The organism is Methylopila musalis, assembly GCF_042679725.1.
Taxonomy (GTDB): Bacteria; Pseudomonadota; Alphaproteobacteria; order Rhizobiales; family Methylopilaceae; genus Methylopila; species Methylopila musalis.
The window spans coordinates 1-26,055 of the sequence record NZ_JBHTMX010000025.1 but is presented as its reverse complement, the minus strand read 5'-3'; the positions used below and the strand labels follow the sequence as shown (position 1 = coordinate 26,055).

The 26,055-nt window shown below is 71.4% G+C and carries 26 protein-coding genes; 8 read left to right on the top strand and 18 right to left on the bottom strand.

Translation table 11 applies throughout. The annotated features are described in order from the left end of the window. On the bottom strand, nt 1–626 hold a 626-nt coding region (locus ACFQ4O_RS05425; RefSeq protein WP_378774643.1), incomplete at its 3' end, for a sensor histidine kinase. Between the two features lie 204 nt (nt 627–830). Between ACFQ4O_RS05425 and ACFQ4O_RS05420 the strand changes: the two genes are divergently transcribed. The 3 genes from ACFQ4O_RS05420 (at nt 831) to ACFQ4O_RS05410 (ending at nt 3,445) form a co-directional block, all read left to right on the top strand. Further along, a complete protein-coding gene (locus ACFQ4O_RS05420; RefSeq protein ID WP_378774642.1) occupies nt 831–1,766 on the top strand; it encodes an AEC family transporter in 936 nt (311 codons plus the stop codon). Between the two features lie 41 nt (nt 1,767–1,807). Beyond that, nucleotides 1,808–2,575: an alpha/beta hydrolase gene (locus tag ACFQ4O_RS05415; protein WP_378774641.1), complete on the top strand. Its 768-nt coding sequence runs from the start codon at nt 1,808–1,810 to the stop codon at nt 2,573–2,575. Between the two features lie 96 nt (nt 2,576–2,671). Then, nucleotides 2,672–3,445 carry a M48 family metallopeptidase gene (locus ACFQ4O_RS05410; protein WP_378774640.1) on the top strand — a complete coding sequence of 258 codons (774 nt, stop codon included), beginning with the start codon at nt 2,672–2,674 and terminating at the stop codon, nt 3,443–3,445. A 12-nt stretch (nt 3,446–3,457) separates the two neighbouring features. Here the strand turns inward: ACFQ4O_RS05410 and trmB are convergent, their stop codons facing one another. The 14 genes from trmB to ubiE all read right to left on the bottom strand — a co-directional run bounded on the left by trmB (nt 3,458) and on the right by ubiE (nt 17,585). Then, complete coding sequence (gene trmB, locus ACFQ4O_RS05405; RefSeq protein WP_378774639.1) at nt 3,458–4,150, bottom strand: tRNA (guanine(46)-N(7))-methyltransferase TrmB; 693 nt, start codon at nt 4,148–4,150, stop codon at nt 3,458–3,460. 43 nt (nt 4,151–4,193) lie between these two features. Continuing rightward, nucleotides 4,194–5,366 carry a methionine adenosyltransferase gene (gene metK, locus ACFQ4O_RS05400; protein ID WP_378774638.1) on the bottom strand — a complete coding sequence of 391 codons (1,173 nt, stop codon included), beginning with the start codon at nt 5,364–5,366 and terminating at the stop codon, nt 4,194–4,196. A gap of 93 nt (nt 5,367–5,459) precedes the next feature. Then, entirely contained in the window at nt 5,460–5,873 is a 414-nt protein-coding gene (locus ACFQ4O_RS05395; protein WP_378774636.1) for a helix-turn-helix domain-containing protein, read from the bottom strand. A 148-nt stretch (nt 5,874–6,021) separates the two neighbouring features. Further along, a complete protein-coding gene (lnt, locus tag ACFQ4O_RS05390; RefSeq protein WP_378774635.1) occupies nt 6,022–7,608 on the bottom strand; it encodes an apolipoprotein N-acyltransferase in 1,587 nt (528 codons plus the stop codon). A 43-nt stretch (nt 7,609–7,651) separates the two neighbouring features. Beyond that, complete coding sequence (locus ACFQ4O_RS05385) at nt 7,652–8,644, bottom strand: hemolysin family protein (protein ID WP_378774634.1); 993 nt, start codon at nt 8,642–8,644, stop codon at nt 7,652–7,654. A 14-nt stretch (nt 8,645–8,658) separates the two neighbouring features. Then, on the bottom strand, nt 8,659–9,177 hold the full coding sequence (gene ybeY / locus ACFQ4O_RS05380) for an rRNA maturation RNase YbeY (RefSeq protein WP_378774633.1): 519 nt from the start codon (nt 9,175–9,177) through the stop codon (nt 8,659–8,661). Between the two features lie 10 nt (nt 9,178–9,187). Then, entirely contained in the window at nt 9,188–10,258 is a 1,071-nt protein-coding gene (locus ACFQ4O_RS05375) for a PhoH family protein (protein WP_378774632.1), read from the bottom strand. Continuing rightward, nucleotides 10,255–11,640 (bottom strand): tRNA (N6-isopentenyl adenosine(37)-C2)-methylthiotransferase MiaB, encoded by a 1,386-nt coding sequence (gene miaB, locus ACFQ4O_RS05370; RefSeq protein ID WP_378774631.1) that lies wholly within the window; start codon nt 11,638–11,640, stop codon nt 10,255–10,257. Before miaB ends, ACFQ4O_RS05375 begins: the two co-directional genes overlap by 4 nt. Nucleotides 11,641–11,837: 197 nt before the next feature. Then, nucleotides 11,838–12,824: a cysteine synthase A gene (cysK, locus tag ACFQ4O_RS05365; RefSeq protein ID WP_378774630.1), complete on the bottom strand. Its 987-nt coding sequence runs from the start codon at nt 12,822–12,824 to the stop codon at nt 11,838–11,840. A 131-nt stretch (nt 12,825–12,955) separates the two neighbouring features. Next, nucleotides 12,956–13,423 carry an RrF2 family transcriptional regulator gene (locus ACFQ4O_RS05360; RefSeq protein WP_378774629.1) on the bottom strand — a complete coding sequence of 156 codons (468 nt, stop codon included), beginning with the start codon at nt 13,421–13,423 and terminating at the stop codon, nt 12,956–12,958. Between the two features lie 19 nt (nt 13,424–13,442). Further along, nucleotides 13,443–13,892 (bottom strand): dUTP diphosphatase, encoded by a 450-nt coding sequence (dut, locus tag ACFQ4O_RS05355; RefSeq protein ID WP_378774628.1) that lies wholly within the window; start codon nt 13,890–13,892, stop codon nt 13,443–13,445. Continuing rightward, nucleotides 13,889–15,103, bottom strand: a complete 1,215-nt coding sequence (gene coaBC, locus ACFQ4O_RS05350; RefSeq protein WP_378774627.1) for a bifunctional phosphopantothenoylcysteine decarboxylase/phosphopantothenate--cysteine ligase CoaBC — start codon at nt 15,101–15,103, stop codon at nt 13,889–13,891. Before coaBC ends, dut begins: the two co-directional genes overlap by 4 nt. Before the next feature lie 66 nt (nt 15,104–15,169). Continuing rightward, a complete protein-coding gene (gene ubiB / locus ACFQ4O_RS05345) occupies nt 15,170–16,735 on the bottom strand; it encodes a 2-polyprenylphenol 6-hydroxylase (protein WP_378774626.1) in 1,566 nt (521 codons plus the stop codon). 79 nt (nt 16,736–16,814) lie between these two features. Continuing rightward, nucleotides 16,815–17,585, bottom strand: coding sequence for a bifunctional demethylmenaquinone methyltransferase/2-methoxy-6-polyprenyl-1,4-benzoquinol methylase UbiE (gene ubiE, locus ACFQ4O_RS05340; protein WP_378774625.1), 771 nt, complete (start codon nt 17,583–17,585; stop codon nt 16,815–16,817). A gap of 103 nt (nt 17,586–17,688) precedes the next feature. Between ubiE and mutM the strand changes: the two genes are divergently transcribed. Next, a complete protein-coding gene (gene mutM / locus ACFQ4O_RS05335) occupies nt 17,689–18,552 on the top strand; it encodes a bifunctional DNA-formamidopyrimidine glycosylase/DNA-(apurinic or apyrimidinic site) lyase (RefSeq protein ID WP_378774624.1) in 864 nt (287 codons plus the stop codon). 185 nt (nt 18,553–18,737) lie between these two features. Here the strand turns inward: mutM and ACFQ4O_RS05330 are convergent, their stop codons facing one another. From ACFQ4O_RS05330 to ACFQ4O_RS05320, 3 genes are all read right to left on the bottom strand, one after another. Beyond that, nucleotides 18,738–19,541, bottom strand: a complete 804-nt coding sequence (locus tag ACFQ4O_RS05330; protein WP_378774622.1) for an exodeoxyribonuclease III — start codon at nt 19,539–19,541, stop codon at nt 18,738–18,740. A 276-nt stretch (nt 19,542–19,817) separates the two neighbouring features. Beyond that, on the bottom strand, nt 19,818–20,522 hold the full coding sequence (locus tag ACFQ4O_RS05325) for an outer-membrane lipoprotein carrier protein LolA (protein WP_378774621.1): 705 nt from the start codon (nt 20,520–20,522) through the stop codon (nt 19,818–19,820). A gap of 138 nt (nt 20,523–20,660) precedes the next feature. Then, entirely contained in the window at nt 20,661–21,848 is a 1,188-nt protein-coding gene (locus ACFQ4O_RS05320) for an FAD-dependent monooxygenase (RefSeq protein WP_378774620.1), read from the bottom strand. A gap of 106 nt (nt 21,849–21,954) precedes the next feature. On the opposite strand from ACFQ4O_RS05320, the gene tesB reads away from it, so the two are divergent. The 4 genes from tesB to ACFQ4O_RS05300 all read left to right on the top strand — a co-directional run. Further along, entirely contained in the window at nt 21,955–22,815 is an 861-nt protein-coding gene (gene tesB, locus ACFQ4O_RS05315; RefSeq protein ID WP_378774619.1) for an acyl-CoA thioesterase II, read from the top strand. Nucleotides 22,816–23,142: 327 nt separating this feature from the next. After that, on the top strand, nt 23,143–23,481 hold the full coding sequence (locus tag ACFQ4O_RS05310; RefSeq protein WP_271202982.1) for a P-II family nitrogen regulator: 339 nt from the start codon (nt 23,143–23,145) through the stop codon (nt 23,479–23,481). 55 nt (nt 23,482–23,536) lie between these two features. Then, the gene (locus tag ACFQ4O_RS05305; protein ID WP_378774618.1) at nt 23,537–24,892 is read left to right on the top strand and encodes an ammonium transporter; all 1,356 of its coding nucleotides are present in this window, start codon (nt 23,537–23,539) and stop codon (nt 24,890–24,892) included. A 299-nt stretch (nt 24,893–25,191) separates the two neighbouring features. Further along, a partial coding sequence (locus ACFQ4O_RS05300) for a DNA translocase FtsK 4TM domain-containing protein (protein WP_378774617.1) occupies nt 25,192–26,055 on the top strand: 864 nt, incomplete at its 3' end.

Here is a 26,055-nt window from a genome sequence, read left to right as displayed (position 1 = left end):
ATGCCGCGCGCGATCGCCGCCACCAGCGCCAGCCCGAGCCCCGCCGCGCCGCGGGCGGTCTCGCCCTGCACGAAGGGCTGGAACAGCCGCTCGGGCGTCGGCCCGAGGCCGGGGCCGGTGTCCCGCATCACGACGCGCAGCGTGACGCCGGCGCCATCGCAGGCGACGCGTTCGAGCGCGAGCGCGACCGTTCCGGCCGTGGTGGCGCGCAGGGCGTTGTCGGCGAGGTTCTCGACGATCTGGCGCAGGGCCGCCTCGTTCACGATCACCCGCTCGGGCGTCTCCGGAGCGCGGCCGGCGGTGAAGGCGAGGCCCTTGGCGCGCGCCCGGGCCTCGATCGCGGGAGCGACGCGGGCGAGGAAGGCGTCGAGCCCGATCTCCTCCGGCCGGCGCGGCGCCATGTCGGCGCCCAGCAGCGCGCTCGCGACGCTCAGCAGATGTTCGGCGGAGGTCTTCAGCGCGGCGGCGTGGCCGCGGGCGGCCTCCGACAGCTCCTCGGCCAGCAGCAGGTCGGCGAGCGCCAGGATGCCGCCGAGGGGCGTGCGGATCTCGTGCGCGGCGACGGCGATCCGCCGCGCCGGGTCCGGCGCCTCACAATCGTCGGCGATGCTCGCGGTCGCGCTCATGCGGGGCGCTTGTCCTTCCAGATCCTTCGGCGGCGGGAACGTCGGCCCGAACCTGCCCCCGAGGCTTTAAGGATGGGCTAAACCGATCGCAAAATCCCGCCCCGAGGCGCGCTGTCCCCAGCTTCGACGCCTGCGCGTTGACCGGCCCCGGCCGGGTGTCCTAATCGGGGACGCCCGGCCGTTCGGCGCGCGTGAGCCCGTTCCATGACCGAACTCCTCGCCATCGTGCTGCCGACCTTCGGCCTCATCGGCCTCGGCTACGGCGCGGCGCAGCTTCGCCTGATGGGCGAGCGCGCGGGCGACGGCCTGTCGGACTACGTGTTCCTGCTCGCGATCCCGGCGCTGATCTTCCGCACCCTCGCCACCGGCGGCGCGGTGGAGCACAACCCTTGGGGCTACTGGGCGGCCTATTTCGCCGGCGTCGCGGTGGTGTGGACGCTCGGCATGCTGTGCGCGTCGCGGCTGTTCGGCCGGGAGCGGCGGGAGGCGGCGATCCACGGCTTCGCGTCGGGCCAGTCCAACACGGTTCTGGTCGGCGTGCCGCTGATCCTGCAGGCCTATGGCGCGACGGGCGCGACGCCGCTGTTCCTGCTGCTCGCGATCCATCTGCCAATCATGATGACGGTGGTGACGCTGCAGATCGAGACCGCGGGCGCGGAGCGGCGCGGCTTCGCCATGGCGGGCCGGCTCGCCCGCACCATCCTCACCCATCCGATCGTGGTGGCGCTCGCGGCGGGCCTCGCGGCGCAGGCGGCGGGCTTCGCGCCCTCCGGGGCGCTGAAGGCGATCGTCGACCAGCTCGCCGCCACCGCCAGCCCCTGCGCGCTGGTGGCCATGGGGCTCGCGCTGAAGCGCTACGGCATGCGCGGCGACGTGAAGCCGGTGCTGGTGATCAGCGGGCTGAAGCTGATCGTCCACCCGCTGATCGTCTGGCTGCTCGCGGTCCATGCGCTGCCCGTGCCGCCGGTCTGGGCCGGCGTCGCGGTGCTGTTCGCCGCCATGCCGAGCGGCGTGAACGCCTATCTGGTGGCGGCGCGCTACAAGGTGGGCGAAAAGACCTCCTCGGCCGCCGTCGCCGTCTCCACCGCGCTGTCGGTGGTCACGGTGTCGTTCTGGCTGTGGGTGCTCGGCGTCGTCTGACGCCGCCGATCCAGCAGGCCTCATTCTTCAGGAGACGACCGATGACGGCGCCGGAACGCAAGGTCCTGACCGTGGGAGAGGGCGCGGAGGCGCGCGAGATCGCGGCGCTGGTCCGGCCGGGCGCCGGCCCCTGCGTGGTCTGGCTCGGGGGCTTCCGCTCCGACATGACCGCCACCAAGGCCACCGCCATCGACCAGTGGGGCGAGCGGACGGGCCGTGCGGTGCTGCGCTTCGACTATTCCGGCCACGGCGCCTCCAGCGGCGCCTTCGAGGACGGCACCATCGGAACATGGCTCGAGGACGCTGTCGCCGCGATCGCGGCCTTCGCCGGCCCGGCGCCGGTGCTGGTGGGCTCGTCCATGGGCGGCTGGATCGCGCTGCTCGCCGCCCGCCGCATGGCCGCGCCGCCCTCCGGGCTGGTGCTGATCGCGCCCGCCGCCGACTTCACCGAGGCGCTGATGTGGGACCGGTTCTCCGACGAGACCCGCCGCGAGATCCTCGAGACCGGCCGCTGGATGCGGCCGAGCGAGTACGCGCCCGGCCCCTATCCCATCACCCGCGCGCTGGTCGAGGAAGGCCGCCGCCACCTCATCCTGGACGCGCCCGTCGTGGTGGGCGCGCCGGTGCACATCCTTCAGGGCATGCGCGACGTGGACGTGCCGTGGGAGCACGCCATGAAGCTGGTGGAGCGGCTGGCGGAGGACGACGTGGTGGTGACGCTGATCAAGGACGGCGACCATCGCCTGTCCCGCGACGAGGACATCGTCCGGCTGATCGCGGCGGTGGATGGGATGGCGACCGGCGCGTGAAGGGCTCGCCTCGCGGGAATCGGCGCGGTTAAAGTCCGGTTAAGCGTTGATTCGTTTCGATGCTCTCGCCCGTCCGCCGAAAGCCTCCCGCAGCCGATGTCCCTGCTCCGCGCCCTTGGCCTCCGCGCCCCCGTCCGACGCCCCGAGCCGCGCGCCGTCAGCGACGCGCTGACGGTGGCGACCCGGCTGGGCGAGGTGGCGATCGCCGTGCGGCGCACCGCGCAGGCGCGGCGCATGACGCTCAGGGTGCGGGCCGCGGCCCGGGACGTGACGCTGACGCTGCCGGCGCGCACCCCGATCGCCGCCGCGCGCGACTTCGTGGAGCGGCATGTGGACTGGATCGAGCAGCGCCTCGCGCGGCTGCCGGACCGCATTCCCTTCGCGCCGGGCGAACTGACGCCCATCCGCGGCGTCGGCCACCGCATCGTGTTGCGGGAGGGCGCGCGCGGGCTGGTGCGGATCGAGCCGGATCCCGACAGCGGATCTCCGGTGCTCGCCGTCCACGGCCACGCGCCCCATGTGGCTCGCCGGGTCTCCGATTTCCTGAAGCGCGAGGCGCGCAAGGACCTGCTGGCGGCGGTGACGCGCCACGCCGCCGCGCTCGGCGTCTCCGTCGGTCGCGTGACGCTGAAGGACACCACCACCCGCTGGGGGTCGTGCTCGTCCACGGGCGATCTCGCCTTCTCGTGGCGGCTGATCCTCGCGCCGGCCCATGTGCTGGACTATCTCGCCGCCCACGAGGTGGCGCACCGGCGGGAGATGAACCACGGGCCGCGCTACTGGGCCCATGTGGCGTCGATCTATTCCGACTACGAGCGGGCCGAAGCCTGGCTCAAGGCCCACGGCGCCACGCTGCACCGCTACGGCTGACGCGGCCGGCCGTCAGAGCCGGCGGAACACCAGATAATTGCCCTTGCGGCCTTCGCGGATCGCCTTGGCCTCGTAGCGGGTGCCGGGCCAGCCGGCCCAGGGCAGGCGCCAGTCGTCCGCCGTGGTCGCCGTCCACTCGAAGTCCGGCGAGCGGCGGGCGTGCGCCAGCGTCCAGGCCACATAGGTGTCGATGTCGGAGGCGAAGCGGAACGGCGCGCCGGGCTTCAGCGTGCGGGCGATGCGGCCGAGATTCTGGTCCGACACGAAGCGGCGCTTCCAGTGCCGGGTCTTGGGCCAGGGATCGGGATAGAGCAGATCGACCCGGGCGAGCGACGCCTCGGGCAGCACGTCGAGCAGCTGCGTGGCGTCGTCGTCGTAGAGCCGCACGTTGCGCAGGCCGAGCCGCTCGACCCCGGCGAGGCCCTTGGCGAGGCCGGCGAGAAACGGCTCCACGCCGATGAAGCCCACGTCGGGGTTCTCCGACGCCTCGTGCAGCAGATGCTCGGCGCCGCCGAAGCCGATCTCCAGCCGCACCTCGCGCACCGGAACCGGGAACAGCGCGCCGAGATCGTCCGGCACGGCGGAGAGATCGACCTTCAGCTCCGGAAGGTCGTCCTGGATCAGGGCCGCCCGGCCGGCGCGCAACGGCTTGCCGCGCCTCCGGCCGAAAAACGATCCCTCGTAACGCGTCGCGTCGTCGGACATCACGCCATCACCCCATGCCGCCCGACGCGGCCGCGCCTGACGCTCAGCCGAGCGCGGACTTCAGCGCGTCGACCAGATCGACCGCTTCCCAGGAGAAGCCGCCGTCCGCTTCCGGAGCGCGGCCGAAATGGCCGTACGCCGCGGTGCGGGCGTAGATCGGGCGGTTCAGCTTGAGGTGCTGGCGGATGCCGCGCGGGCTCAGCGAGATGACCTGGCCGAGCACCTTCTCGAGCTTGGCCTCGTCGACCCGGCCGGTGCCGTGCAGATCCACATAGATCGACAGCGGCTCCGACACGCCGATGGCGTAGGACAGCTGGATGGTGGCGCGGTCGGCGAGATCGGCCGCGATCACGTTCTTGGCGAGGTAGCGCGCGGCGTAGGCCGCGGAGCGGTCCACCTTGGTGGGGTCCTTGCCGGAGAAGGCGCCGCCGCCGTGGGGCGCCGCGCCGCCGTAGGTGTCCACGATGATCTTGCGGCCGGTGAGGCCGGTGTCGCCGTCCGGGCCGCCGATGACGAAGGAGCCGGTCGGGTTCACGTGCCACGCGGTCTCGGGCGAGATCCAGCCGTCCGGCAGCGTCTCGCGGATGTAGGGCTCCACGATGGCGCGGATGTCCTCGGAGGTCTGGGCCTCGTCGGTGTGCTGGGTGGACAGCACGATCGAGGTGACGCCCACCGGCTTGCCGCCGGCGTAACGCACGGTGACCTGGCTCTTGGCGTCCGGCGCCAGCGTGGGCTGCTCGCCGCTGTGACGAACCTCGGCGAGGCGCTTCAGGATCTTGTGGCTGTAGTAGAGCGGCGCCGGCATCAGCTCCGGCGTCTCGCGGCAGGCGTAGCCAAACATGATGCCCTGGTCGCCCGCGCCCTCGTCCTTGTTGTCGGCGGCGTCCACGCCCTGGGCGATGTGCGCCGACTGGGCGTGGAGATACACGGCGACTTCGGCCTTCTCCCAGTGGAAGCCGTCCTGCTCGTAGCCGATCTCCTTGATGGCCTTGCGCGCCACCTCTTCGATCCGGTCGTGGGTGATGCTCTCCGGCCCGCGCACTTCGCCGGCGATGACCACGCGGTTCGTGGTCACCAGCGTCTCGCAGGCGACGCGCGCCTCGGGAGCGGCCGCGAGGAACAGGTCGACGACCTCATCGGAGATCCGGTCGCTGACCTTGTCCGGATGACCTTCGGAAACGGACTCGCTCGTGAAAAGGTAATCTGCGCGGGCCAAGACAAAGCTCCGGTCGAAAAAACAAAGGCGTTCGTTAGAACGAACGCTTCGTTCTTCGCAGAAGCGATCCGGCGGGTCAAGGCGAGCCGGCGGTCAGCCGGCCGCGGGCTCCGTGTCCGCGAGCGAGGCCACCAGCTCCACGATCTTGCGCCGCACCTTGGCGTTGGAGATGCGCGCGAACGCCTTGTTGAGCTGAAGGCCTTCGGTGGTGGAGAGGAAGTCGACCACGTAGTCGGATCCGGGCGCTTCGGCCAGTCCGCCCTGGGCGGACTCGGCGCCGGGGGCGTCGTCGAAGAAGTAGGAGACGGGCACGCCCAGAACGTTCGAGATCTGCTGCATGCGGCTTGCGCCGATGCGGTTCGCGCCTTTCTCGTATTTCTGGATCTGCTGGAAGGTGATGCCCAGAGCTTCGCCAAGTTTTTCCTGGCTCATCCCGATCAAGACACGCCTCATTCGGACCCGGCTGCCGACATGCTTGTCGACCGGGTTCGGCGTTTTCTTAATCATAGTTCTATTCTCCTCGCGGTCCCTCCGTGCGGCGCGCCCCCGCCGTACAAGATTTCAACGTTGTGCGCACGAACGACCACGGGCGTTCGACGTCCCGACGCCAACTTATGGCGTAGCGGCGCCATTAGTCGGCGTCTCCTTGGGATTGTCAAACACTGCGCCGTCGCAGGACTGCGACGAGCATGAAAACAATGGGAAAGACAAAAAATAACATACCCCGAGTTGTGGAGTAAATCGTCGGCGCAATTTTCGAGGGGAGACGGGAGTCCACGACGCCGCGCTGGCCAAGCGGAAGGGCCGCAAGCACGCGGCCGTAAGAATCGACCACCATGGAGACGCCGCCATTTGCTGAGCGCACCAGCGGCAGTCCCTGTTCGATCGCGCGCGCCCGCGCCTGCGCCGCGTGCTGCAGCGGGCCGGGCGTGTGGCCGAACCAGGCGTCGTTGGTGACGTTCAACAGGAAGTCCGGCCGTTCGCCGCGCTGGACCTCGCCGGGGAAGATCGCCTCGTAGCAGATCAGCGCCCGGAAGCGCGGCCCCTGGGGCAGGGCGATCAGCGTGGCGCGGTCGCCGGCCGAGAACCCGCCCTGCAGCCGGGTGAGCTGCTGCAGCCCGATCGCCTCGAGCAGGGACTGGAACGGCAGATACTCGCCGAACGGCACCAGATGCAGCTTGTCGTAGGTGGCGTGGATCGCGCCGTCGTCGCCCACGAGGTGGAGCGCGTTCCAGAATTCGGGCGTCCCGTCCGCGCGCAATTCGCCCCGCACGGCGCCGGTGGCGAGCGTCGCGCCGGGCGCGAGGCTTCCCGCGATCCGCGACAGCGCCTCCGGCGTGCGCGACAGCAGGAAGGGGAAGGCGGATTCCGGCCACACCGTCAGCGTGGCGTCGGCGAGCCCGCGGGTCTCCGGGCCGCGCGCCTCGTCGGACAGGGCGAGATAAGCGTCCATGATGGCGTCGCGCTGGGTCTCCTGCGTCTTGATGTCCTGCGGGATCTCCGGCTGGATCGCGCGCACCGTGACGCGCGGGTCGTATTCCGTCGGTCCCGAGGCGAGGCGCGCGGCGCCGAAGGCGGCGAGCCCTGCGAGCGTCAGCGCCGCAGCCGCAACCCCCCGCCACGCGGGCCTCGCGCCCGCGAGCGCGGCCGGCGCCGCGAACACGGCGAGGGCGATGAAGGTCAGGCCCTCGACGCCGACCACCGAGGCGAACTGGCCGAACCAGCTCTGGTCCGCCAGCGCGTAGCCGAAGGCGTTCCAGGGAAAGCCCGTCAGGATGTGGCCGCGCAGCGTCTCCGCCAGACCGAGCGCGCCGGCGAAGGCGAACACGCGGGCGGGTCCGCCGCTCCAGAGCGCGCGGGCGAGCGCGAAGCCCGCGGCGTGGAACAGCGCGAGGCCGGCGGGCAGGGCGGCGACGCCGAGCGGCAGCAGCCAGCCGAAGATGTCGGCGTCCACCAGGAAGGCGGAGCCGATCCACCACAGGCCGCCGAGGAAATAGCCGAAGCCGAACCACCAGCCGAGGAGGGCGGCGGACAGGATGGCGCGGACCCGGCTCGCGCCGGAGGCGCCGTCGATCAGGAAGATCGCGACCGGGAAGCTCAGCGCCAGAACCGGCCAGAGCGACAGCGGCGGCATGGCGAGCGCCGAGGCCGCGCCCGCCGAAAAGGCGATCGTGACGCGGCGCCAGCCGTCGGCCAGCGTGATGGCCTGCGCGAGGGCGGCGAGCGGCGAGCGGCGCGTCATGGCGGTCGAGCCCCGATGGATCGCGCCGATCCGTGGCGGGCGATCAGGCCGCGTTGGCGGCGTCCTTGCCGGACGTATCCGATTCGTCGCCGTCGCGCTCGGGATCGCGCTCGGGCCGGGAGATGCGCACCGACAGCACCCGCCGCGGGTTGGCGTCGAGCACCTCGATCAGCCGTCCGCCGGGCCCCGCGATCACGTCGCCCTGCGCCGGCACCCGGCCGGCGAGGGTCACGATCAGGCCGCCGATCGTGTCCACGTCGTCGATGAAGTCGGAGACGTCGAACTCCGGCCCCACGGCCTCCGCCACATCCTCGAGCGACGCGCGGGCGTCGGCCACGAAGCCGCCGGCGCCGTCCGGGGCGATCCGCGCCTCGACCGCGTCGTCGTGCTCGTCCTCGATGTCGCCCACGATCGTCTCGACCAGATCCTCGATCGAGACGAGGCCGTCGACGCCGCCATACTCGTCCACCACCAGCGCCAGATGCACGTGCTGGGACTGCATCCGCGCAAGCAGGTCCATCACCGTCATGGAGGGCGGCGCGTAGATCACCGGGCGGATGAGGTCGAGGTCGGCGATGCGGGCGGCGAAGTCGAGCGCGCCCGGCGCCAGCCCGTTGGGGCCAGAAGCGCCGGCGATCCGGCCGAGCGCGTCCTTGATGTGGACCATGCCCGCGGGCTCGTCGAGCGAGCCGTTGTGCACCGGCAGCCGGGAGTGGCCGGCGGAGAGGAAGGCCTGCAGCAGCTCGGCGAAGGAGATGTCCGCCGGCGCCGCCTTGATCTCGGTCCGGGGCACCATCACGTGGTCCACCCGGGTGTCGTGGAGGCCGAGCACGTTGCGCAGCAGCGCCCGCTCCTGGGGGGTGACCGAGGCGTCGTCCGCCGGGTCCTCGATCGCTTCGGCCAGCGCCTCGCGCAGGGTCGGCGCGGCGCCGAGCCCCACGAAGGAGCGTAATCGATCCACCCAGCTGTCCTGGCGGGCCTCGCCGTCGTGCGTCTGGGACGCTCGGTCGCGAGAGGGATAGTCGGAGGAGGACATGGTGTCGGAACCGTTCAGCTTTCCAGGGAGGTCGCGGCGTCGGCGTCCGCGTAAGGGTCGGCCACGCCGATGAGGGCGAGGGCCTGGGTCTCCAGAGCCTCCATCTCCTCCGCCTCGGCGTCGTCGATATGGTCGTAACCGAACAGGTGAAGCACGCCGTGGACCACGAGATGGGCCAGATGGTCGCCGACCGCCTTGCCTTCGGCGGCCGCCTCGCGCTCCACCGTCTCATAGGCGAGGATGACGTCGCCGAGCATGGGCGCGTCCGCGGTCTCGTCGGGCTCGAAGGCCGGGAAGGTCAGCACGTTGGTGGGCGCGTCCTTGCCGCGCCAGTCCGTGTTCAGCTCGCGCACGCGGGCGTCGTCGGCCAGCGTCACCGCGAGCTCCGCGTCGGGGCGGGCTTCGAGCTCGCCTTCCGCGAAGGCGGCCCAGACGGCGCGGGCGACGATGGCCTCGGCGTCGGGCAGGGCGGTCCAGAGGTCGCTGTCGCGCACGGTTTCGAGCGCGACGGGGGGAGATCGATCCGGGCTCATCGCTTTCGCGTCAGACCTCCGGGCTGTCGTGGGCGCCTTCATAGGCGCGCACGATGCGGGCGACCAGCTCATGGCGCACCACGTCGGCGGAGCTGAAGCGGGTGACGCCGATGCCCTCGACGTTCTCCAGCAGCGCGACCGCCTCGCCGAGGCCCGAGACCTGGCCGGGCGGAAGGTCGATCTGGGTCGGGTCGCCGGTCACGATCATGCGGCTGTTCTCGCCGAGGCGCGTGAGGAACATCTTCATCTGCATGGACGAGGTGTTCTGGGCCTCGTCCAGCAGCACCACGGCGTTGGCGAGCGTGCGGCCGCGCATGAAGGCGAGCGGCGCGATCTCGATCATGCCGGACGCGATGCCGCGCTCAACCTTCTCGGCGGGCATCACGTCGTAGAGCGAATCGTAGAGCGGGCGGAGATAGGGGTCCACCTTCTCCTTCATGTCGCCGGGCAGGAAGCCGAGACGCTCGCCGGCCTCGACCGCGGGCCGGGACAGGATGATGCGGTCGGCCTCGCCGCGCTCGATCAACGCCGCGGCCCAGGCGACGGCGATGTAGGTCTTGCCGGTGCCGGCGGGGCCGGTGGCGAACACCAGCTCGTGCTTGGCGAGCGAGCGGATGTAGGCGTCCTGCGCGGCGGTGCGGGCCACCACGGTCTTCTTGCGGGTGGAGACCTGCGCGAAGCCGGGCCGGGGGCCCTCGCCGTCGGACGGGAACAGCTGGCCCTGGGAGGTGGTCAGGCGGATGGCGCCGTCCACGTCGCCGAGCGTCACCGGCTCACCGCGTCGCACGCGGTCGTACAGGTTCTCCAGCACCCGCTTGGCCTGCCGGCAGGCGTCCGCCGGGCCGCGCAGGCCCACGTGGTTGCCGCGCACCGTCGCCTCCACGCCGAGGCGGCGCTCCAGGAAGGCGAGGTTCTGGTCGTGGCTGCCGAACAGGCTGGAGGCGTGGCGGTTGTCCTCGAAGGCGAGCGTCACCTCGGCGGGCGAGGTCGGGGCCTCGCGCGCGAAGCCGGGCTTGCGCGGATTGGCCGTGGGGGCGTTTTTCAGCGGATCGAAACCTTTGGAGGTGGTCTCAACGCTCAAGCGATCGCCTCCGCGGGCTGAGGGAGAATGTCGCGCGCGCCGCCCGCGGGCGCGGCGAACAGGCTGTTCGCGCCGGTGTCGGTGACGACGGCGCGGATCACCTCGCCGACCACGGCGCCGGGCGCCGTGATCTGGACCGGCTGGAGATAGGGCGAACGGCCGGCGAGCTGGCCCGGATAGCGGCCCGGACGGTCCAGCAGCACGTCGATCTCGCGGCCGACCAGCGAGCGGGCGAAGGCCGCCTGCTGCGCGGAGATCAGCGCCTGAAGCCGCTGCAGCCGCTCGTCCTTCACCGCCTCGGGCACCTGCCCGTCCATGTCCGCCGCCGGCGTTCCGGGGCGCGGGCTGTACTTGAAGGTGAAGGCGCTGGCGTAGGCCGCGTCGCGGGCGATGGCGAGCGTGTCCTCGAAATCGGCGTCGGTCTCGCCGGGGAAGCCGACGATGAAGTCGCCCGAGAGCGCGAGGTCCGGCCGCGCGGCGCGGATGCGGTCGATCAGCCGCAGATACTCGTCCGCCGTGTGCTTGCGGTTCATGGCGGCGAGGATGCGGTCCGAGCCCGACTGCACCGGCAGGTGCAGATAGGGCATCAGCTTCGGCAGCTCGCGATGGGCGGCGATCAGCTCGTCGTCCATGTCGCGGGGGTGGCTGGTGGTGTAGCGCAGCCGCGCCAGCCCCTCGATCTCCGACAGCGCCCGCATGAGGCGCGCCAGCGACCATGTGCGCCCGTCCGGCCCCTCGCCGTGATAGGCGTCCACGTTCTGGCCGAGCAGCGTCACCTCGCGCACGCCGGCCGCGACCAGCCGCTCGGTCTCGGCGATGAGCTGGGCCGCGGGCCGCGAGCTTTCCGCGCCGCGGGTGTAGGGCACCACGCAGAAGGTGCAGAACTTGTCGCAGCCCTCCTGCACCGTGACGAAGGCGGTGACGCCGCGCGACGCGATGGCTTTCGGCGAGGGCTTGGCGAGGCGCTCGAACTTGTCCTCGACCGCGAAATCGGTGTCCACCGGCCGGCGACCTTCCGCCGCCTCGCGCAGCAGTTCGGGCAGGCGCTGGTAGCTCTGCGGCCCGATAACCAGATCGACCACCGGCGCGCGCTTGAGGATTTCGGCGCCTTCCGCCTGGGCGACGCAGCCCGCGACCGCCACCTTGGGCGCGCGGCCGGTCTCCTGCTTCATCTTCCGGATGCGGCCGAGCTCGGAATAGACCTTCTCCGCCGCCTTCTCGCGGATGTGGCAGGTGTTCAGGATGATGAGATCGGCGTCCTCGGCCGACTGCGTCTCGACATAGCCTTCCGGCGCCAGCGCATCCGCCATGCGCTCCGCGTCGTAGACGTTCATCTGACAGCCGTAGGACTTGACGAAGAGCTTGGGGGCGTTGGCTGTCATTCGGACGTGTCGGTCACGGGTCGGTCTTGGGCTCCTGCACGAGGCGTCGCCGCGCAATCTCTCCAAGCCTTACCGCGAAACGCGCGTGGAGAGAATAGGCGGCGCGCATGACGCCGCCGCGACATCCCCCTTGCCGACACGAAACCGCCCGGCGCGAGGGCCGGGCGGCGGGGCGTCTCAGGCTGGAAACGGAGCGCTCAGAGCCCTTCGAACAGGGCCGTGGACAGGTAGCGTTCCGCGAAGCTCGGGATGATGATCACGATGTTCTTGCCGGCGGCCTCGGGCCGGGCGGCGATCTCCAGCGCCGCGGCGATGGCCGCGCCGGACGAGATGCCCACCGGCACGCCCTCGATCCGGGCCACGAGACGGGCGGTCTCGAACGCGGTCTGGTTGCCGACCGTCACCACCTCGTCGATCACCGCGCGGTCGAGGATGCCCGGCACGAAGCCGGCGCCGATGCCCTGAATCTTGTGCGGGCCGGGCTGGCCGCCGGACAGCACGGGGGAATCCTCCGGCTCCACCGCCACGATGCGGACGGCGGGGTTTCGCTCCTTCAGCAGCGAGCCGACGCCGGTGATGGTGCCGCCGGTGCCGACGCCCGAAATCACGTAATCGATCGCGCCGTCGGTGTCGTTCCAAATCTCCTCCGCGGTGGTCTCGCGATGGATCTGGGGGTTGGCGGGGTTCTCGAACTGCTGCGGGATGACCGCGTTCGGGATTTCCTTCAGCAGCTCCTGCGCCTTGGCGACGGCGCCCTTCATGCCCTTCGGCCCCTCGGTCAGGACCAGCTCGGCGCCGAGCAGCGCCAGCATCTTGCGGCGCTCGATCGACATGGTCTCGGGCATGACCAGGATCAGCCGGTAGCCGCGGGCGGCGGCGGTGAAGGCGAGCGCGATGCCGGTGTTGCCGGAGGTGGGCTCGATCAGCACGCTGTCGGGCTTCAGCACGCCGTCGCGCTCCAGCGCGTCGATCATGGCGACGCCGATGCGGTCCTTGACGCTCGAGATCGGGTTGAAGAACTCAAGCTTCGCCAGCAGGTTCGCCTTCACGCCCTTGTGCTTGGCGAGGCGGTCGAGCCGGACCAGCGGGGTGTCGCCGACGGTGTCGGTGACGCTGTCGTAGATGCGGCCGCGGCCGGGGGCGCGCGCCGCCGTCTCGGACGGTTTCACAGCGGGCTGGGTCATGACGTTCGCGTCTCCTCAGGCGCCGGAGATCGTTGGCGCCCGTGGCGGGGCGTCCGGCGCGGCTTTGCTTGTCTCGAAAACACGCTAGCAAAGCCACATAAGAATGTCGATAAAGAGAAAATTACACCGTACTAGATCGTGAAATCATAGACCGGTCGGTTGTCGCCGAACACGTGGCGGCGCTCCGCCTCCTGGCACAGGTCCTCGACGCTGATCTCGTCCAGCTTCTCCAGAAAGCTCTCGGAGGCCGAGCGGATCATGGGCTTGACCACCGAGGTCACCAGCCGGGACGACTCGTCCTCGGCGCCGTCGGCCTCGATCCCCTCCACGTCGTCCGCCTCGCCCATGGCGGCGCGGATGATGTCGGCGATGGTGATGCGCCGGCGCTCGCGGGCGAGCTCGTAGCCGCCGCGTGGGCCGCGCACGCCCTTCAGGATACCGGAGCGCACCAGCACCTGCAGCAGGGTCTCCAGATGCCGTGGCGGCAGGCCGTGACGCGCCGCCAATGTCTTGGCGGCGATCGGGGTCGGCCGGGCGTGATACGCGATGTCGACGACGGCGGCGACGGCGAGAAGGCTGCGGCGCGGCAGCAAGTTCATTGGGTCCGTACCTCCGGCGTCATCGTCCAGTCGAGCCGAAGCCTCCATCGCCGCGCGATGTGGCGTCCAGCCCCCCGGCTTCCACGAGCGCGGCGCGCGCCACCGCAGCCACGACGAGCTGGGCGATACGCGCTCCGCGCGTCACGGTGAACGTCTCCTGCCCGAAATTCACGAGCAGCACTTTCAGTTCGCCGCGATAGTCCGCATCGATGGTCCCGGGCGCGTTGAGCACCGTCACGCCGTGCCGGAGCGCCAACCCCGACCGCGGCCTGACCTGAGCCTCGAAGCCTATGGGGAACTGGAGCGCAAGTCCCGTCGGGACAAGGGCGCGTTCGCCCGGCGCGATCGGAATCGGCGCGTCTTCGGGAACGGCGGCCGCCAGATCGAGCCCCGCCGCGGCCTCGCTCTCATAGGCCGGCAGCGGCAGGCCCTCGGCGTGGGCCAGACGGAGGATGCGAAGCTCGATCACGCGGAGGCTCCCGTCAGGCGCGTGGCGAAGCGGGCGATCAGCGCCTGCGCCACCGCCTCCTTGGTCATGGCGTCCCAGCGCTCGACGCCCTCGGCGCTGACCAGCGCCACCGTGTTGCGGTCGCCGCCCATAACGCCGCTCTCCGGCGAGACGTCGTTGGCGACGATCAGGTCGCAGCCCTTGCGGGCGAGCTTGGCGCGGGCGTTCTCGATCACGTTCTGGGTTTCGGCGGCGAAGCCGACCACCAGAGGCGGCCGCCCCTCGGCGCGGCGGGCGACGCTCGCCAGGATGTCGGGGTTCTCCACCAGCCGAAGCGTGGGCGGCCCGCCGGCGCCCTTCTTGATCTTCTGCGCGGAATCCGTCTCCACCCGCCAGTCGGCCACCGCCGCGGCGAAGATGGCGAGATCGGCCGGCAGCGCCTGCTCCACCGCCGCCAGCATCTCCCGCGCGCTCTCGACCGCGACCACGCGCACGCCGGCCGGATCGGGGATCGACACCGGCCCGGACACCAGCGTCACGTCGGCGCCGGCGGCGGCCGCGGCGGCCGCGATGGCGTGCCCCTGCCGTCCGGAGGAGCGGTTGGCGAGCACCCGCACCGGATCGATCGGCTCGTGGGTCGGGCCGGAGGTGACGAGCACGCGCCGCCCCTTGAGCGGCTGGTCGCCCCGGCGCGCGAGCGCGGCCTCGACCGCCGCGACGATGGCGAGCGGCTCGCTCATCCGGCCGAGCCCGCTCTCGCCCCGCTCCGCCATCAGCCCGGTCTCCGGGCCGACGAAGGCGACGCCCTGGCCCGTCAGCCAGTCCACGTTGCGCTGGGTCGCGGGGTGCGCCCACATGGTCGGGTTCATGGCCGGCGCGGCGAGGATCGGCGCGGTGGTGGCCAGCAGCGCGGTGGAGGCGAGGTCGTTGGCGAGGCCCGCAGCCATCTTGGCGAGCAGGTCGGCGGTCGCCGGCGCGATCACCACCAGGTCCGCGTCGCGGGCGAGGCGGATGTGGCCCACGTCCTGCTCGGCGGTGAGGTCGAACAGCTCCCGGAACACTGGCTCGGCGGTGAGCGTGCCCACCGACAGCGGCGTCACGAACTCCGCCGCCGCCGGCGTCAGGATGGCCCGCACCCCATGGCCGCGCTCCTTCAGCCGCCGGATGAGGTCCAGCGTCTTGTAGGCGGCGACGCCGCCGCCGATCACGAGCAGGATGCGGGACTGGGTCATGGGCGCGGGCTGTCCTGTCGGGGCGGGAGAGCGGTTCGCGGACGCGGGATCATGACAGGCGCTCCGTCATGCGAACAGATAGGCCGCGAGCAGCAGCGCGATCGCCCACAGCGCGAGGTCGCCGCGCAGCGAACGGCGCGCCGTCGCCCGCTCGACCGCCCGCACGCTCTCGGGCGCGAGCGTGACGCCGCGGCGGGCGGTGTCCTCCATGTCGGTCGCGAGGCGCTCGACCCGCAGCAGCAGGTCCGGCGCGCGGGCGAGGCCGCGCAGCAGGTCGCGCGCGTTGCCCGAGGCCTCCTCCACGAAGCCGACCGGCCCCAGATTGCGCTCCAGCCACTCGCGCACCACGGGGGCGGCGGTCGCCCACATGTCGAGCTTGGGGTCGAGCGAGCGCGCCACGCCCTCCACCACCACCATGGTCTTCTGCAGCATCAGCAGCTCGGGCCGGGTCTGCATCTGGAACAGCTCGGTGATCTCGAACAGCAGCGTCAGCAGCTTCGCCATGGAGATCTGGTCGGCGGTGCGGGAGTGGATCGGCTCGCCAATGGCCCGAAGCGCGCGGGCGAACTCGTCCAGCGACTGGTCCGGCGGCACGTAGCCCGCCTCGAAATGCACCTCCGCGATGCGGCGGTAATCGCGCACGATGAAGCCGTGCAGGATCTCGGCGAGGAAGCGGCGCTCCTTCTTGCCGAGCCGGCCGGTGATGCCGAAATCGACCGCGACCAGCGCGCCGGACGAATCCACGAACAGGTTTCCGGGGTGCATGTCGGCGTGGAAGAAGCCGTCGCGCATGGCGTGGCGCAGGAAGGTCTGCATCACGTGGCGTCCGAGCGCCGGCAGGTCGTGGCCGGCGGCGGCGAGCCCCTCGCGGTCCGAGAGCTTGACGCCGTCGATCCATTCCATGGTCAGCGCGCCGCGGGCGGTGCGCTCCCAGTCGACCGCCGGCACCCGGAAGGCGGGATCGGCGGCGGTGTTCTCGGCGATCTCGGACAGGGCGGCGGCTTCGAGCCGGAGGTCCATCTCCATGGCGACGGAGCGGGCGAGCGTCTCCACCACCGACACCGGCTTCAGCCGCCGGGTCTTCGGGACGAAGCGCTCGATCAGCCGGGCGCTGGCGTAGAAGGCCTTGAGGTCGCGGCCGAAGCGGCGGGGCACGCCGGGGCGCAGCACCTTCACCGCCACCTGGCGTTCGCCGAACGCGTCGCGCACCACCGCCGGATGCACCTGCGCGATCGAGGCGGCCGCCACCGGCTCGCCGAAGCTCGCGAACAGCCGCGACACCGGCGCCCCCAGCGCCTCGGCCACCGCCGTCTCGGCGATCGCGCGCGGGAACGGGTCCACGTTGTCCTGCAGCCGCTCCAGATCGCGCGCGGTGCGCACGCCCACCACGTCCGGCCGCGTGGCGAGGAACTGCCCGAGCTTGACGTAGGACGGCCCGAGCCGCTGCAGCGCTCGGGCGAGGCCCTCGCCGCCGTCCGCCGCGCCGCGCTTCTCGATCAGCCGGCCGAGGCGGAGCAGGGTGCGGACCGCCGGCGGCAGGTCGATCGGGTCCGCGAGCCGGAGCGCGCCCTCGCGCGCCATCACGACGCCGGCGCGGATCAGGCGGACGAGATTGGCGGGCGCGCTCAGCATGGACGGCCGGACGCGGGGGCGCCGGCGCCATGCTCCGCGGAGAAGAGGGAGCGCGCGTGTTCGTGAGGAGCCGTCACGCTCAAATCCGGAAGCCCATGTGCAGCGCGGCGACGCCGCCGGTGTAGGGCGTGGCGGTGACCTGGTCGAAGCCGGCCTCGCGCATCATGTCGGCGAAGGTCTCGGCGTCGGGGAAGCGTCGGATCGATTCCACCAGATACTGGTAGGGCTCGGCGTCGCCCGCCACCAGCCGGCCGATCTGCGGGATCACGCCGAAGGAGAAGGCGTCGTAGACCTTGTCCAGAACCGGCACGTCCACCTTGGAGAACTCCAGCACCAGCGTGCGGCCGCCGGGCTTCAGCACCCGGCGCATCTCCTTCAGCGCCATCGGGATGCGGGGCACGTTGCGGATGCCGAAGGCGATCGTCACGGCGTCGAACGAGCCGCTTTCGAACGGCAGCTCCTCGGCGTTGCCCTGCACGAACTCCACCCGGTCGTCGAGCTTCAGCTCCCGCGCCCGCGCCCGGCCCACGTCCAGCATGGCGCCGTTGATGTCGAACACGGTGACGCCGACACCGGTCCCGCCGCGCTTCAGCGCCCGGAAGGCGATGTCGCCGGTGCCGCCGGCGACGTCCAGCAGCTTGAAGCCGCGCGGCCCCCGCGGCAGGCCGAGCGCCGTCACCATGGCCGACTTCCACGCCCGGTGCAGGCCGCCGGACATCAGGTCGTTCATCAGGTCGTAGCGGGAGGCCACCTTGTGGAACACGTCGTCCACCAGCCCCTGCTTGCGCGACAGCGGCACTTCGGAATAGCCGAAGTGGGTGGCTTCGAGGTCGGCGTCGGCGCGGGTCATGGGCGTTCCTGCTGCGGGGCGGCGCGCCCCGGTCGGGGCGGAACCTAGCGCGGGCGGTTTCCGGGCGCTAGACAGGCGGCCCCCGTCCGGCGAGGTGTCCGCAATGCCCGAACTGCCCGAAGTGGAGACGGTGCGCCGCGGCCTCGCGCCCGCCATGGAGGGCCGCCGGATCGTCGGCGTCGAGGCCCGGCGGCCGGACCTGCGCTTCCCCTTCCCCGAACGGTTCGCCGAGCGGCTGACCGGGCGCACCATCGCCGCGCTCGGGCGGCGCGCCAAATATCTGCTCGCCGATCTCGACGACGGCGAGACGCTGGTGATGCATCTCGGCATGTCCGGCTCGTTCCGGGTGGAGACGGCGACGGACGCCGCGGCGCCGGGCGCGTTCCACCATCCCCGCTCCAAGGCGGCGACCCACGACCACGTGGCCTTCCGGCTCGAAGGCGGCGCCACCGTCACCTACAACGACCCCCGCCGTTTCGGCTTCATGGCGCTGATCCCGCGCGCCGGCCTGGAGGCGCATCCGCTGTTCCGCCACGTGGGGCTGGAGCCGCTCGGCAACGCGCTCGACGGCGCGCGGCTGAAGGCGCTGTTCGGCGCCAAGAAGACCAGCCTCAAGGCCGCGCTGCTCGACCAGCGGCTGATCGCGGGCCTCGGCAACATCTATGTCTGCGAGGCGCTGCACCGCGCCGGCCTGTCGCCGTTGCGCGCGGCGGGCTCGCTGACGGAGGCCGAGGCGGAGCGCCTCGCCGGCGACATCCGCGTCGTGCTGGAGGAGGCGATCGCAAGCGGCGGCTCCACCCTGCGCGACTTCTCCCACGCCGACGGCGCGCTCGGCTATTTCCAGCACTCCTTCCGGGTCTACGACCGGGAGGACGAGCCCTGCCCGACGCCCGGCTGCGGCGGCGTGGTGGAGCGCGTGGTCCAGACCGGCCGCTCCACCTTCTTCTGCGCCCGCTGCCAGCGCTGAGGGGGCAGGACGCCGCTCACGCCGCCGAAGGCGCTGCGCCCCCTTTTCTTGTCCCGGCCTTGAGCCGGGACCCATAAACGCCGACCCGTGGGAACAAAGCTCCCCGTCCGACGCGCTTTTTCGGAAACACCAGAGGTTCTGGGTCCCGGCTCAAGGCCGGGACAAGGTAAGAGGCCCTCGCGCCGTCACCCCAGCGTGACGATCACGGGCACGTGGTCGGACGGGCGGTCCCAGCCGCGGGCGAAGCGCAGGGTCTCGACGGCGGTGGTGCGATCGGCGACGTCCGCGCTCATCCAGACGTGGTCGAGGCGGCGGCCCTTGTCGGCGGCGTCCCAGTCGGCGGCGCGGTAGCTCCACCAGGAGTAGAGCTTTTCCGGATAGGGAACGTGGCGGCGCACGGCGTCGACCCAGCGGCCGGTCTCGCGCATGGCGTCGAGCCCTTCGGTCTCCACCGGCGTGTGGCTGACGATCTTCAGGAGCTGCTTGTGGCTCCACACGTCGTCCGGCGCCGGCGCGATGTTGAGGTCGCCCACCAGGATGCGGCCGGGCGCGTCGGCGATCCGCGCCGACCAGTCGGTCAGCTCCTTCAGGAACTGCAGCTTGTGGGCGAATTTCGGATTGAGGATCGGGTCCGGCTCGTCGCCGCCGGCGGGGACGTAGAAGTTGTGCAGCGTCACGCCCTCCAGCGGGCCGGCCGCGAAGGTGGTGGCGAGATGCCGGGCGTCGTCCTTGTCGGCGAAACGCTCCTTCGCCGTGGTGACGAAGGGAAAGCGCGAGAAGGTCGCCACCCCGTGGTAGCCCTTCTGCCCGTGCATAGCGACGTGCTCGAAGCCCATCTTGCGCACGTCCGACAGCGGGAACTTGTCGTCCGGGCACTTGGTCTCCTGCAGGCACAGCACGTCGATGTCGTGTTCGGCGACGAGCCGCTCCACGAGCCCGATGCGCAGGCGCACGGAGTTGATGTTCCAGGTGGCGATGCGGACGGGCATGGGCGGGGATCGCGGGCTGGCGGCGGGAGTCCCGCTTGTAGCGGCCGCGCGCCCGCGCCCAAACAAAAAAGGCGTCCGACCCCGGGGGAAAGGTCGGACGCCCGCGCCTGACGCGCTTTATGCCGGCGCGTGATGGCCGGCGCCACGAAGCTTCTTACGCCGCCCGCGACGGGGGAAACGCGGGGAGCGTCAATTCAGCTTCGCTCGATCAGCGAGATGGTCACGCCCACCCCATCCGTCAAGGACACGACGACGTGAGGCGCGGAAAAATCGCGCTCAGCGCGGGCCGCCCCGCACCACGCCCTGGCGGTTGATGCGGAACACACGCGGGTCGGGCTTGCGGGAGGTGTCGATGCCGTCGAGCGCGACAGTGGTCTCGCCGCCCTTGGCGTCGGTCACGGTCCAGGACTGCAGCGTGTAGTCCGCGCCGCCGAACATGAGCTGGAGCTGGGACCGGCCGCCGATGGCGCGCTTCTCCTCCAGAATCACGGAGACGATCTCCGGATCCTGGAACACGCCGATCACGTTGGCGTCCTGCAGCAGATCGATGCGTCGCTGCAGCAGGAAGCGCAGCGGCGTCTGGCTGAGCGGGTAGAGGTCCTGGGTGTTGAGCTTGCGGTTGCGCACCGCCACCGAGTCGCCGTCCGAGATGATCTCGAGCTGGCTCGGGGCGGCGTACTGGAAGCGGATCTTGCCCGGCTTGTCGAGGAACAGCGTGCCGGTGGTGCGTCGTCCGTCCGGACCCACCTGGGTGAAGTTCGCGACCATGGTCTGGATGGAGTTCACGTAGTCGCTGATGCGGCCGAGCGTGGCGCGCTGCGCGGGGGTCAGCTTCGCCACCGGCACGCCGCGGTTCGCGGCCGCGGGCTGGGCCAGACCGGCCGGGGGCGGCGGCACGTCCGTCATGTTGGTCTGCTGCGCCAGAACCGGAGAGGCGGCGAGACCGAACAGGAGAGCGGCGGACAGGCGGGAAGCAAACATCGCGGTGGCGGCCTCGTGGGAAAAGGGGCGCGGATTGGGTGCGCCGAACGGCGCGGCGCGGGAAGCTAGCGCCCGCCGCGCGCGGGTCGAGCCGGAACGTGACGCGACCTTCGTGGCGATTTCAGGTTCGGCCGCCCGTCACAGGCCCGAGGCCGCCGCCACGATGCGGCGCTTGAGGCCGGGCGCGCGGTCCACCAGCCCCATGCCCACGTCGCGCAGCGGCCGCGCGAGCGGGGACGTGAACAGCCGGTAGAGCCCGTCCATGGCGGTGGCGAAGCCCGCCACCTCGAAGCGGCGCGCGCTCTCGTAGGCGGAGAGCGTCGCCGGCGCGCCGAGGTCTTCGCCGGCACGGGCGGCTTCGCCAAGGACGCGCGTCAGCGCCGACACGTCGCGCAGGCCGAGATTGAGCCCCTGTCCCGCGAGCGGATGCACCACATGCGCCGCGTCGCCGATCAGCGCCACGCGCCGGCCGACGAAGCTGCGGGCGATCAGGAACCGCAGCGGGAACGCGCTGCGCGGCCCGGCCAGCGTCAGCGCGCCGAAATCGGGGCCGGCGCGCTTGGCGACCTCCGCCACGAAGGCGTCGTCGTCGAGCGCGACCATCTCCGCCGCCCTGGCGCGCCGCTCGCTCCACACGAGCGACGAGCGGTTCCCGGCGAGCGGCAGCATGGCGAACGGCCCGCCGGGTAGGAAATGCTGCACGGCCACGTCGCCATGGGGCGCCTCATGGGCGAGCGTCGCCACCAGCGCCGTCTGGTCGTAGGGGAAGGCGCTGACGGCGATCTTTTCGCGCGCGCGCACGCCCGACCGGGCGCCGTCGGCGGCGACCAGCAGGCGCGCGCGGACCTCGCCGCCGTCGTCGAGGCCGAGCGTCACGCCGCCGGCGGAGGCGGCGTGGGAGCGGATGGCGCGCGGATCGAGACGGACGCCGAGAGCCTCCGCGCGCGCCGACAGCGCCGCCCGCAGGTCGGCGTCGGAGACCATATGGGCGAAGGGCTCGTCCGCCGGCTGGTCCTGCCCGAGCTCCAGAAAGGTGGGGCGCAGGGCGTCCTCGAGCCGGCTGTCGGTGATCCGGAGCCCCGCCACCGGATGGGCCGTTGCAGGCCAGGCGTCCGCGCGCTCCAGCAGGCGGCGGCCGTCGGCGGCGATCATGGAGGCGCGGCCGTCGTCCCGGGGCCGGTCGCGCGCCAGCGCGGGATCGAACACGACCGCCCGGACGCCGGGGCCGAGCTCGGCCGTCAGCGCGACCGCGAGCGCGAGGCCCGCGGCGCCGGCGCCGGCGATGGCGAGGTCATGGATCGGGGCGGAGCGGTCGGGCGCGGTCATGGAGCCTCTCATAGCACGACGGGCGGCGCTTCGGGACGAGGGTTCGGGTTGACGCGCGCCCGGCGCCTGCCATCACTCCAGACGTTGAGACCGTGAGGGAGCCGCCATGTCCGCCGTCGCCGATCTGCTCAGGATTCTCGATCTGGAGCCGTTGGAGCGCAACCTGTTCCGGGGCCTGAGCCCGCAGACGGACTGGCAGCGCGTGTTCGGGGGGCAGGTGGTGGGGCAGGCGCTGGTGGCCGCGACCCGCACCGTGGACGGCCGTCCGCCCCATTCGCTACACGGCTATTTCATGCGCCCCGGCGACCCCAAGGCGCCGATCATCTACGAGGTCGACCGCATCCACGACGGCCGCAGCTTCGTCACCCGGCGGGTGAACGCGATCCAGCACGGCCAGGCGATCTTCTCCATGGCCGCCTCCTACCACCGGGACGAGGAGGGCTATTCCCACCAGATGGACATGCCCGACGTGCCCCGGCCCGAGGAGCTTCCCAGCGAGCAGGCGCTGAAGGAGCAGCTGATGCCCACCATGCCGCAGGCGATCCGGCTCTATTTCGAGCGCGAGCGGCCGATCGAGCTGCGCCACGCCGACCCCATGCGCTTCCTCGACGGAAAGCCCCGGCCGCCGTTCCAGAGCGTGTGGATCCGCGCCACCGCGCCGCTGCCGGACGATCCCGCGATCCACCAGTGCGTTCTGGCCTACGCCTCCGACATGACGCTGCTCGACACCGCGCTCGTCGCCCATGGCGACACGGTGTTCTCGGGCGAGATCATGGCCGCAAGCCTCGACCACGCGCTGTGGTTCCACCGCCCGTTCCGGGCCGACGAATGGCTGCTCTACACCCAGGACAGCCCCTTCGCCGGCGGCGCCCGCGGCCTGACGCGGGGGCGCATCTACACCGAGGGCGGCGAGCTGGTGGCGTCGGTGGCGCAGGAGGGCCTGATCCGGCGGCGCCGGCGCGACTGACTCGTGTCGCGGCTCCGTCATGCTCATTTCCTGAGCGCGGCCCCTCCGGCGCCTCATTTCTCTGCACGTGAAATGGGCATCCAGTGCGTTTCATAGGCATTTTCCGGCCGGCGACGCGAAAGGCGGCTCTACGGACGCGCGATGCGTGTTCGGAATCAAGCTTTCTCACCCTTCCCGGGCAGTTGGCACGACCCTTGAATTAAGCGGATCGGCGGGGCTCGGCGGCCGAAGGATCGGTCGGCCGGGCGCCTCGAACACGCAACAGTCGATCGGCCCATGGCCGCCTCCGAGGCGGGACCGGCCGATAGGTCAACGGGGAAGCGACGCATGAAACTCGTGATGGCCATCATCAAGCCGTTCAAGCTGGACGAGGTGCGCGACGCCCTCACCGGCATCGGCGTCCACGGCCTCACCGTCACCGAGGTGAAGGGCTACGGACGCCAGAAGGGGCACACCGAAATCTACCGCGGCGCGGAATATGCGGTGAGCTTCCTTCCGAAGCTGAAGATCGAGGTCGCCGTGGCGGCCGGCTCGGTCGACAAGGTGGTCGAGGCCATCGCCGCGGCCGCCAAGACCGGCCAGATCGGCGACGGCAAGATCTTCGTCTACTCGATCGAACAGGCGGTGCGCATCCGTACCGGCGAAACCGACGGCGACGCGCTCTGAGCGCTCTGACCGCGTCCTCCTCACCTTATTTCGACGACTTCGGGAGTCTAGCTCGATGAAACTCGGTTCCGTGCTCCGCTGGGGGGCCCCGGCGCTGGCCGCCGGATTGATGATGTCCGCCGCGGCTTTCGCGCAGGACGCCGCGGCTCCGGCCGCCGCCGCCGCCGCCGATCCCGTGCCCACCGTCAACAAGGGCGACGTGGCCTGGATGATGACCTCGGCGGTCCTCGTCCTGTTCATGACCATCCCCGGCCTGGCGCTGTTCTACGGCGGCCTCGTCCGCGCCAAGAACATGCTGTCGGTGCTGATGCAGGTCTCCACCATCGCCTGCCTGATGATGGTGGTCTGGATCGTCTACGGCTACAGCCTCGCCTTCGGCGACGGCGGCGCCTACATCGGCGACTTCTCCAAGCTGTTCCTGTCCGGCGTGACCACCGAGTCCACCGCGGCGACGTTCAGCAAGGACTTCGTGATCCCCGAATACGTCTTCATCGCCTTCCAGATGACGTTCGCGGCGATCACTCCGGGCCTGATCGTCGGCGCCTTCGCCGAGCGCATCAAGTTCTCGGCCGCGCTGCTGTTCTCGGTGCTGTGGGTCACCTTCTGCTACTTCCCCATCGCCCACATGGTCTGGCACTCGAACGGCATGATCTTCAACTGGGGCGCGCTGGACTTCGCCGGCGGCACGGTGGTGCACATCAACTCCGGCGTCGCGGCGCTGGTGGGCGCGCTGGTGCTCGGCAAGCGCGTGGGCTACGGCAAGGACATCATCGCTCCGCACTCGCTGCCGCTGACCCTGATCGGCGCCGGCATGCTGTGGGTCGGCTGGTTCGGCTTCAACGCCGGCTCCAACCTCGAGGCCAACGCGGGCACCACGCTCGCGGTGCTGAACACCTTCGTCGCCACCGCCGCGGCCGGCCTCGCCTGGACGTTCGTGGAATGGGCCGCCAAGGGTAAGCCCAGCATGCTCGGCCTCGCCTCCGGTCTGGTGGCCGGTCTGGTCGCCATCACCCCGGCCGCCGGCGTGTCCGGCCCGGTCGGCGCCATGGCTCTCGGCGCCTTCGCCTCGGTGGTCTGCTTCATCTTCTGCACCACGGTGAAGAACGCCCTCGGCTATGACGACAGCCTGGACGTGTTCGGCATCCACGGCGTGGGCGGCATCGTCGGCGCCATCGGCACCGGCATCGTGGTGGCTCCGGCCCTCGGCGGCGTCGGCGTCGCCGACTACGCCATGGCCGGTCAGGTCTTGACCCAGATCAAGGCCGTCGCCGTCACCATCGTGTGGACCGGCGTGGTCAGCTTCATCCTCTACAAGATCGTGGACGTGCTGGTCGGCCTCCGCGTCTCGGTGGAGGAGGAGCGCGAGGGTCTCGACCTCATCTCCCACGGCGAGCGCGCCTATCACAGCTGAGCGATCCCGCTCCTCACTCACGACGCGAAAGGCCCCGGTTTCCGGGGCCTTTCTTTTTGCCCTGTCGCGGTCCCTTCGCCTTCTTGGGGCGGGCGGCGTTCCGGCCCGCTTCGGCGGCGAAAAGTAAGCGCCTCTTAACCCTCCCGTTTTACCTTTTCGGTGGAAACCGGCCGAAGTGTCGATCAAGCGTTCATGAGGTTGGCGTCGTTGATGCGGGTGTGGTGTGAGGACAGGGCCGTGACGAAACGCGGCCGGCGCGGCGGCGGCGCGTGGCCCGTCGCGCGGACGGGAGCGTGACCATGCGGACGCTGAGGACCACGCGTTCCCGCGGTTTCCAGCCCGTCGCCATGCTGCCGGACGCCCTGCGCGAGGGGCTGGCGCGGCGCGCCGTCGAGCTCGGCGGGCTGACGCTGGTCGGCCTCGGCGCGCTTGCGGCCGTCGCCCTCGCCACCTGGTCGGTGCAGGATCCGAGCCTCAGCCACGCCACCGACGCGCCGATCCACAACATGCTCGGCCCCGCCGGCGCGGTGGTGGCCGATCTTCTCACCCAGCTGTTCGGGCTCGCGGCGGCCTTCTTCGTGCTGCCGGTGGCGATCTGGGGCTGGCGCCTGCTGACCCATCGCGCCGTCGAGCGCGAGAAGCTGAAGCTCGCCGCCTGGCCGGTCTCGGCCGCGCTGCTCGCCGGCTTCGTCGGCTTCTTCCCCGCCTCGCCCGGATGGCCGCTGCCGACCGGGCTCGGCGGCGTGCTGGGCGATCTCTTCACCATGGCCGCGGACGCGATCGGCTTCACCTCGGGCGTCGCCCGCATCGGGGCGGCGGCCATGCTCGGCGTCGCGGGCCTCGGCGCCTTCGCGGTCGCGATCGGCCTGATCGGGCCGCACGACGCGGAGGACGACGCTCTTGCGCCGGCCCCCCGACGTGACGGGCGGACCGAGCCCGTTCTGACCCACGCGCCGCGCCGCGCCGCCCCGCCCGTGGCCGCGCAGGCGCAGGACGATTACGACGAGGACGAGGACGACGACCGCCGGCTGGTCTCGCTCGGCCTGTTGGTGCATTGGGGCCTGTCCGCCAAGGCGGCGCTCGGCCGCGTCGTGTCGCGCCGCGGCGCCTCGTCCGACGACGACGAGCGCGCGCTGTCGCGCATTCTGGCCCGCGCCGCCGCG

Coding starts and splice junctions, on each gene's coding strand:
- cysK (WP_378774630.1), bottom strand. CDS start 12,824: ATGACCCAGCCCGCTGTGAAACCGTCCGAGACGGCGGCGCGCGCCCCC.
- ACFQ4O_RS05360 (WP_378774629.1), bottom strand. CDS start 13,423: ATGAACTTGCTGCCGCGCCGCAGCCTTCTCGCCGTCGCCGCCGTCGTC.
- ACFQ4O_RS05395 (WP_378774636.1), bottom strand. CDS start 5,873: ATGATTAAGAAAACGCCGAACCCGGTCGACAAGCATGTCGGCAGCCGG.
- lnt (WP_378774635.1), bottom strand. CDS start 7,608: ATGACGCGCCGCTCGCCGCTCGCCGCCCTCGCGCAGGCCATCACGCTG.
- coaBC (WP_378774627.1), bottom strand. CDS start 15,103: ATGACCCAGTCCCGCATCCTGCTCGTGATCGGCGGCGGCGTCGCCGCC.
- miaB (WP_378774631.1), bottom strand. CDS start 11,640: ATGACAGCCAACGCCCCCAAGCTCTTCGTCAAGTCCTACGGCTGTCAG.
- ybeY (WP_378774633.1), bottom strand. CDS start 9,177: ATGAGCCCGGATCGATCTCCCCCCGTCGCGCTCGAAACCGTGCGCGAC.
- ACFQ4O_RS05320 (WP_378774620.1), bottom strand. CDS start 21,848: ATGACCGCGCCCGACCGCTCCGCCCCGATCCATGACCTCGCCATCGCC.
- ACFQ4O_RS05310 (WP_271202982.1), top strand. CDS start 23,143: ATGAAACTCGTGATGGCCATCATCAAGCCGTTCAAGCTGGACGAGGTG.
- ACFQ4O_RS05385 (WP_378774634.1), bottom strand. CDS start 8,644: ATGTCCTCCTCCGACTATCCCTCTCGCGACCGAGCGTCCCAGACGCAC.
- ACFQ4O_RS05325 (WP_378774621.1), bottom strand. CDS start 20,522: ATGTTTGCTTCCCGCCTGTCCGCCGCTCTCCTGTTCGGTCTCGCCGCC.
- ACFQ4O_RS05415 (WP_378774641.1), top strand. CDS start 1,808: ATGACGGCGCCGGAACGCAAGGTCCTGACCGTGGGAGAGGGCGCGGAG.
- ACFQ4O_RS05410 (WP_378774640.1), top strand. CDS start 2,672: ATGTCCCTGCTCCGCGCCCTTGGCCTCCGCGCCCCCGTCCGACGCCCC.
- ubiE (WP_378774625.1), bottom strand. CDS start 17,585: ATGACCCGCGCCGACGCCGACCTCGAAGCCACCCACTTCGGCTATTCC.
- trmB (WP_378774639.1), bottom strand. CDS start 4,150: ATGTCCGACGACGCGACGCGTTACGAGGGATCGTTTTTCGGCCGGAGG.
- mutM (WP_378774624.1), top strand. CDS start 17,689: ATGCCCGAACTGCCCGAAGTGGAGACGGTGCGCCGCGGCCTCGCGCCC.
- tesB (WP_378774619.1), top strand. CDS start 21,955: ATGTCCGCCGTCGCCGATCTGCTCAGGATTCTCGATCTGGAGCCGTTG.
- ACFQ4O_RS05305 (WP_378774618.1), top strand. CDS start 23,537: ATGAAACTCGGTTCCGTGCTCCGCTGGGGGGCCCCGGCGCTGGCCGCC.
- ACFQ4O_RS05330 (WP_378774622.1), bottom strand. CDS start 19,541: ATGCCCGTCCGCATCGCCACCTGGAACATCAACTCCGTGCGCCTGCGC.
- ACFQ4O_RS05420 (WP_378774642.1), top strand. CDS start 831: ATGACCGAACTCCTCGCCATCGTGCTGCCGACCTTCGGCCTCATCGGC.
- ubiB (WP_378774626.1), bottom strand. CDS start 16,735: ATGCTGAGCGCGCCCGCCAATCTCGTCCGCCTGATCCGCGCCGGCGTC.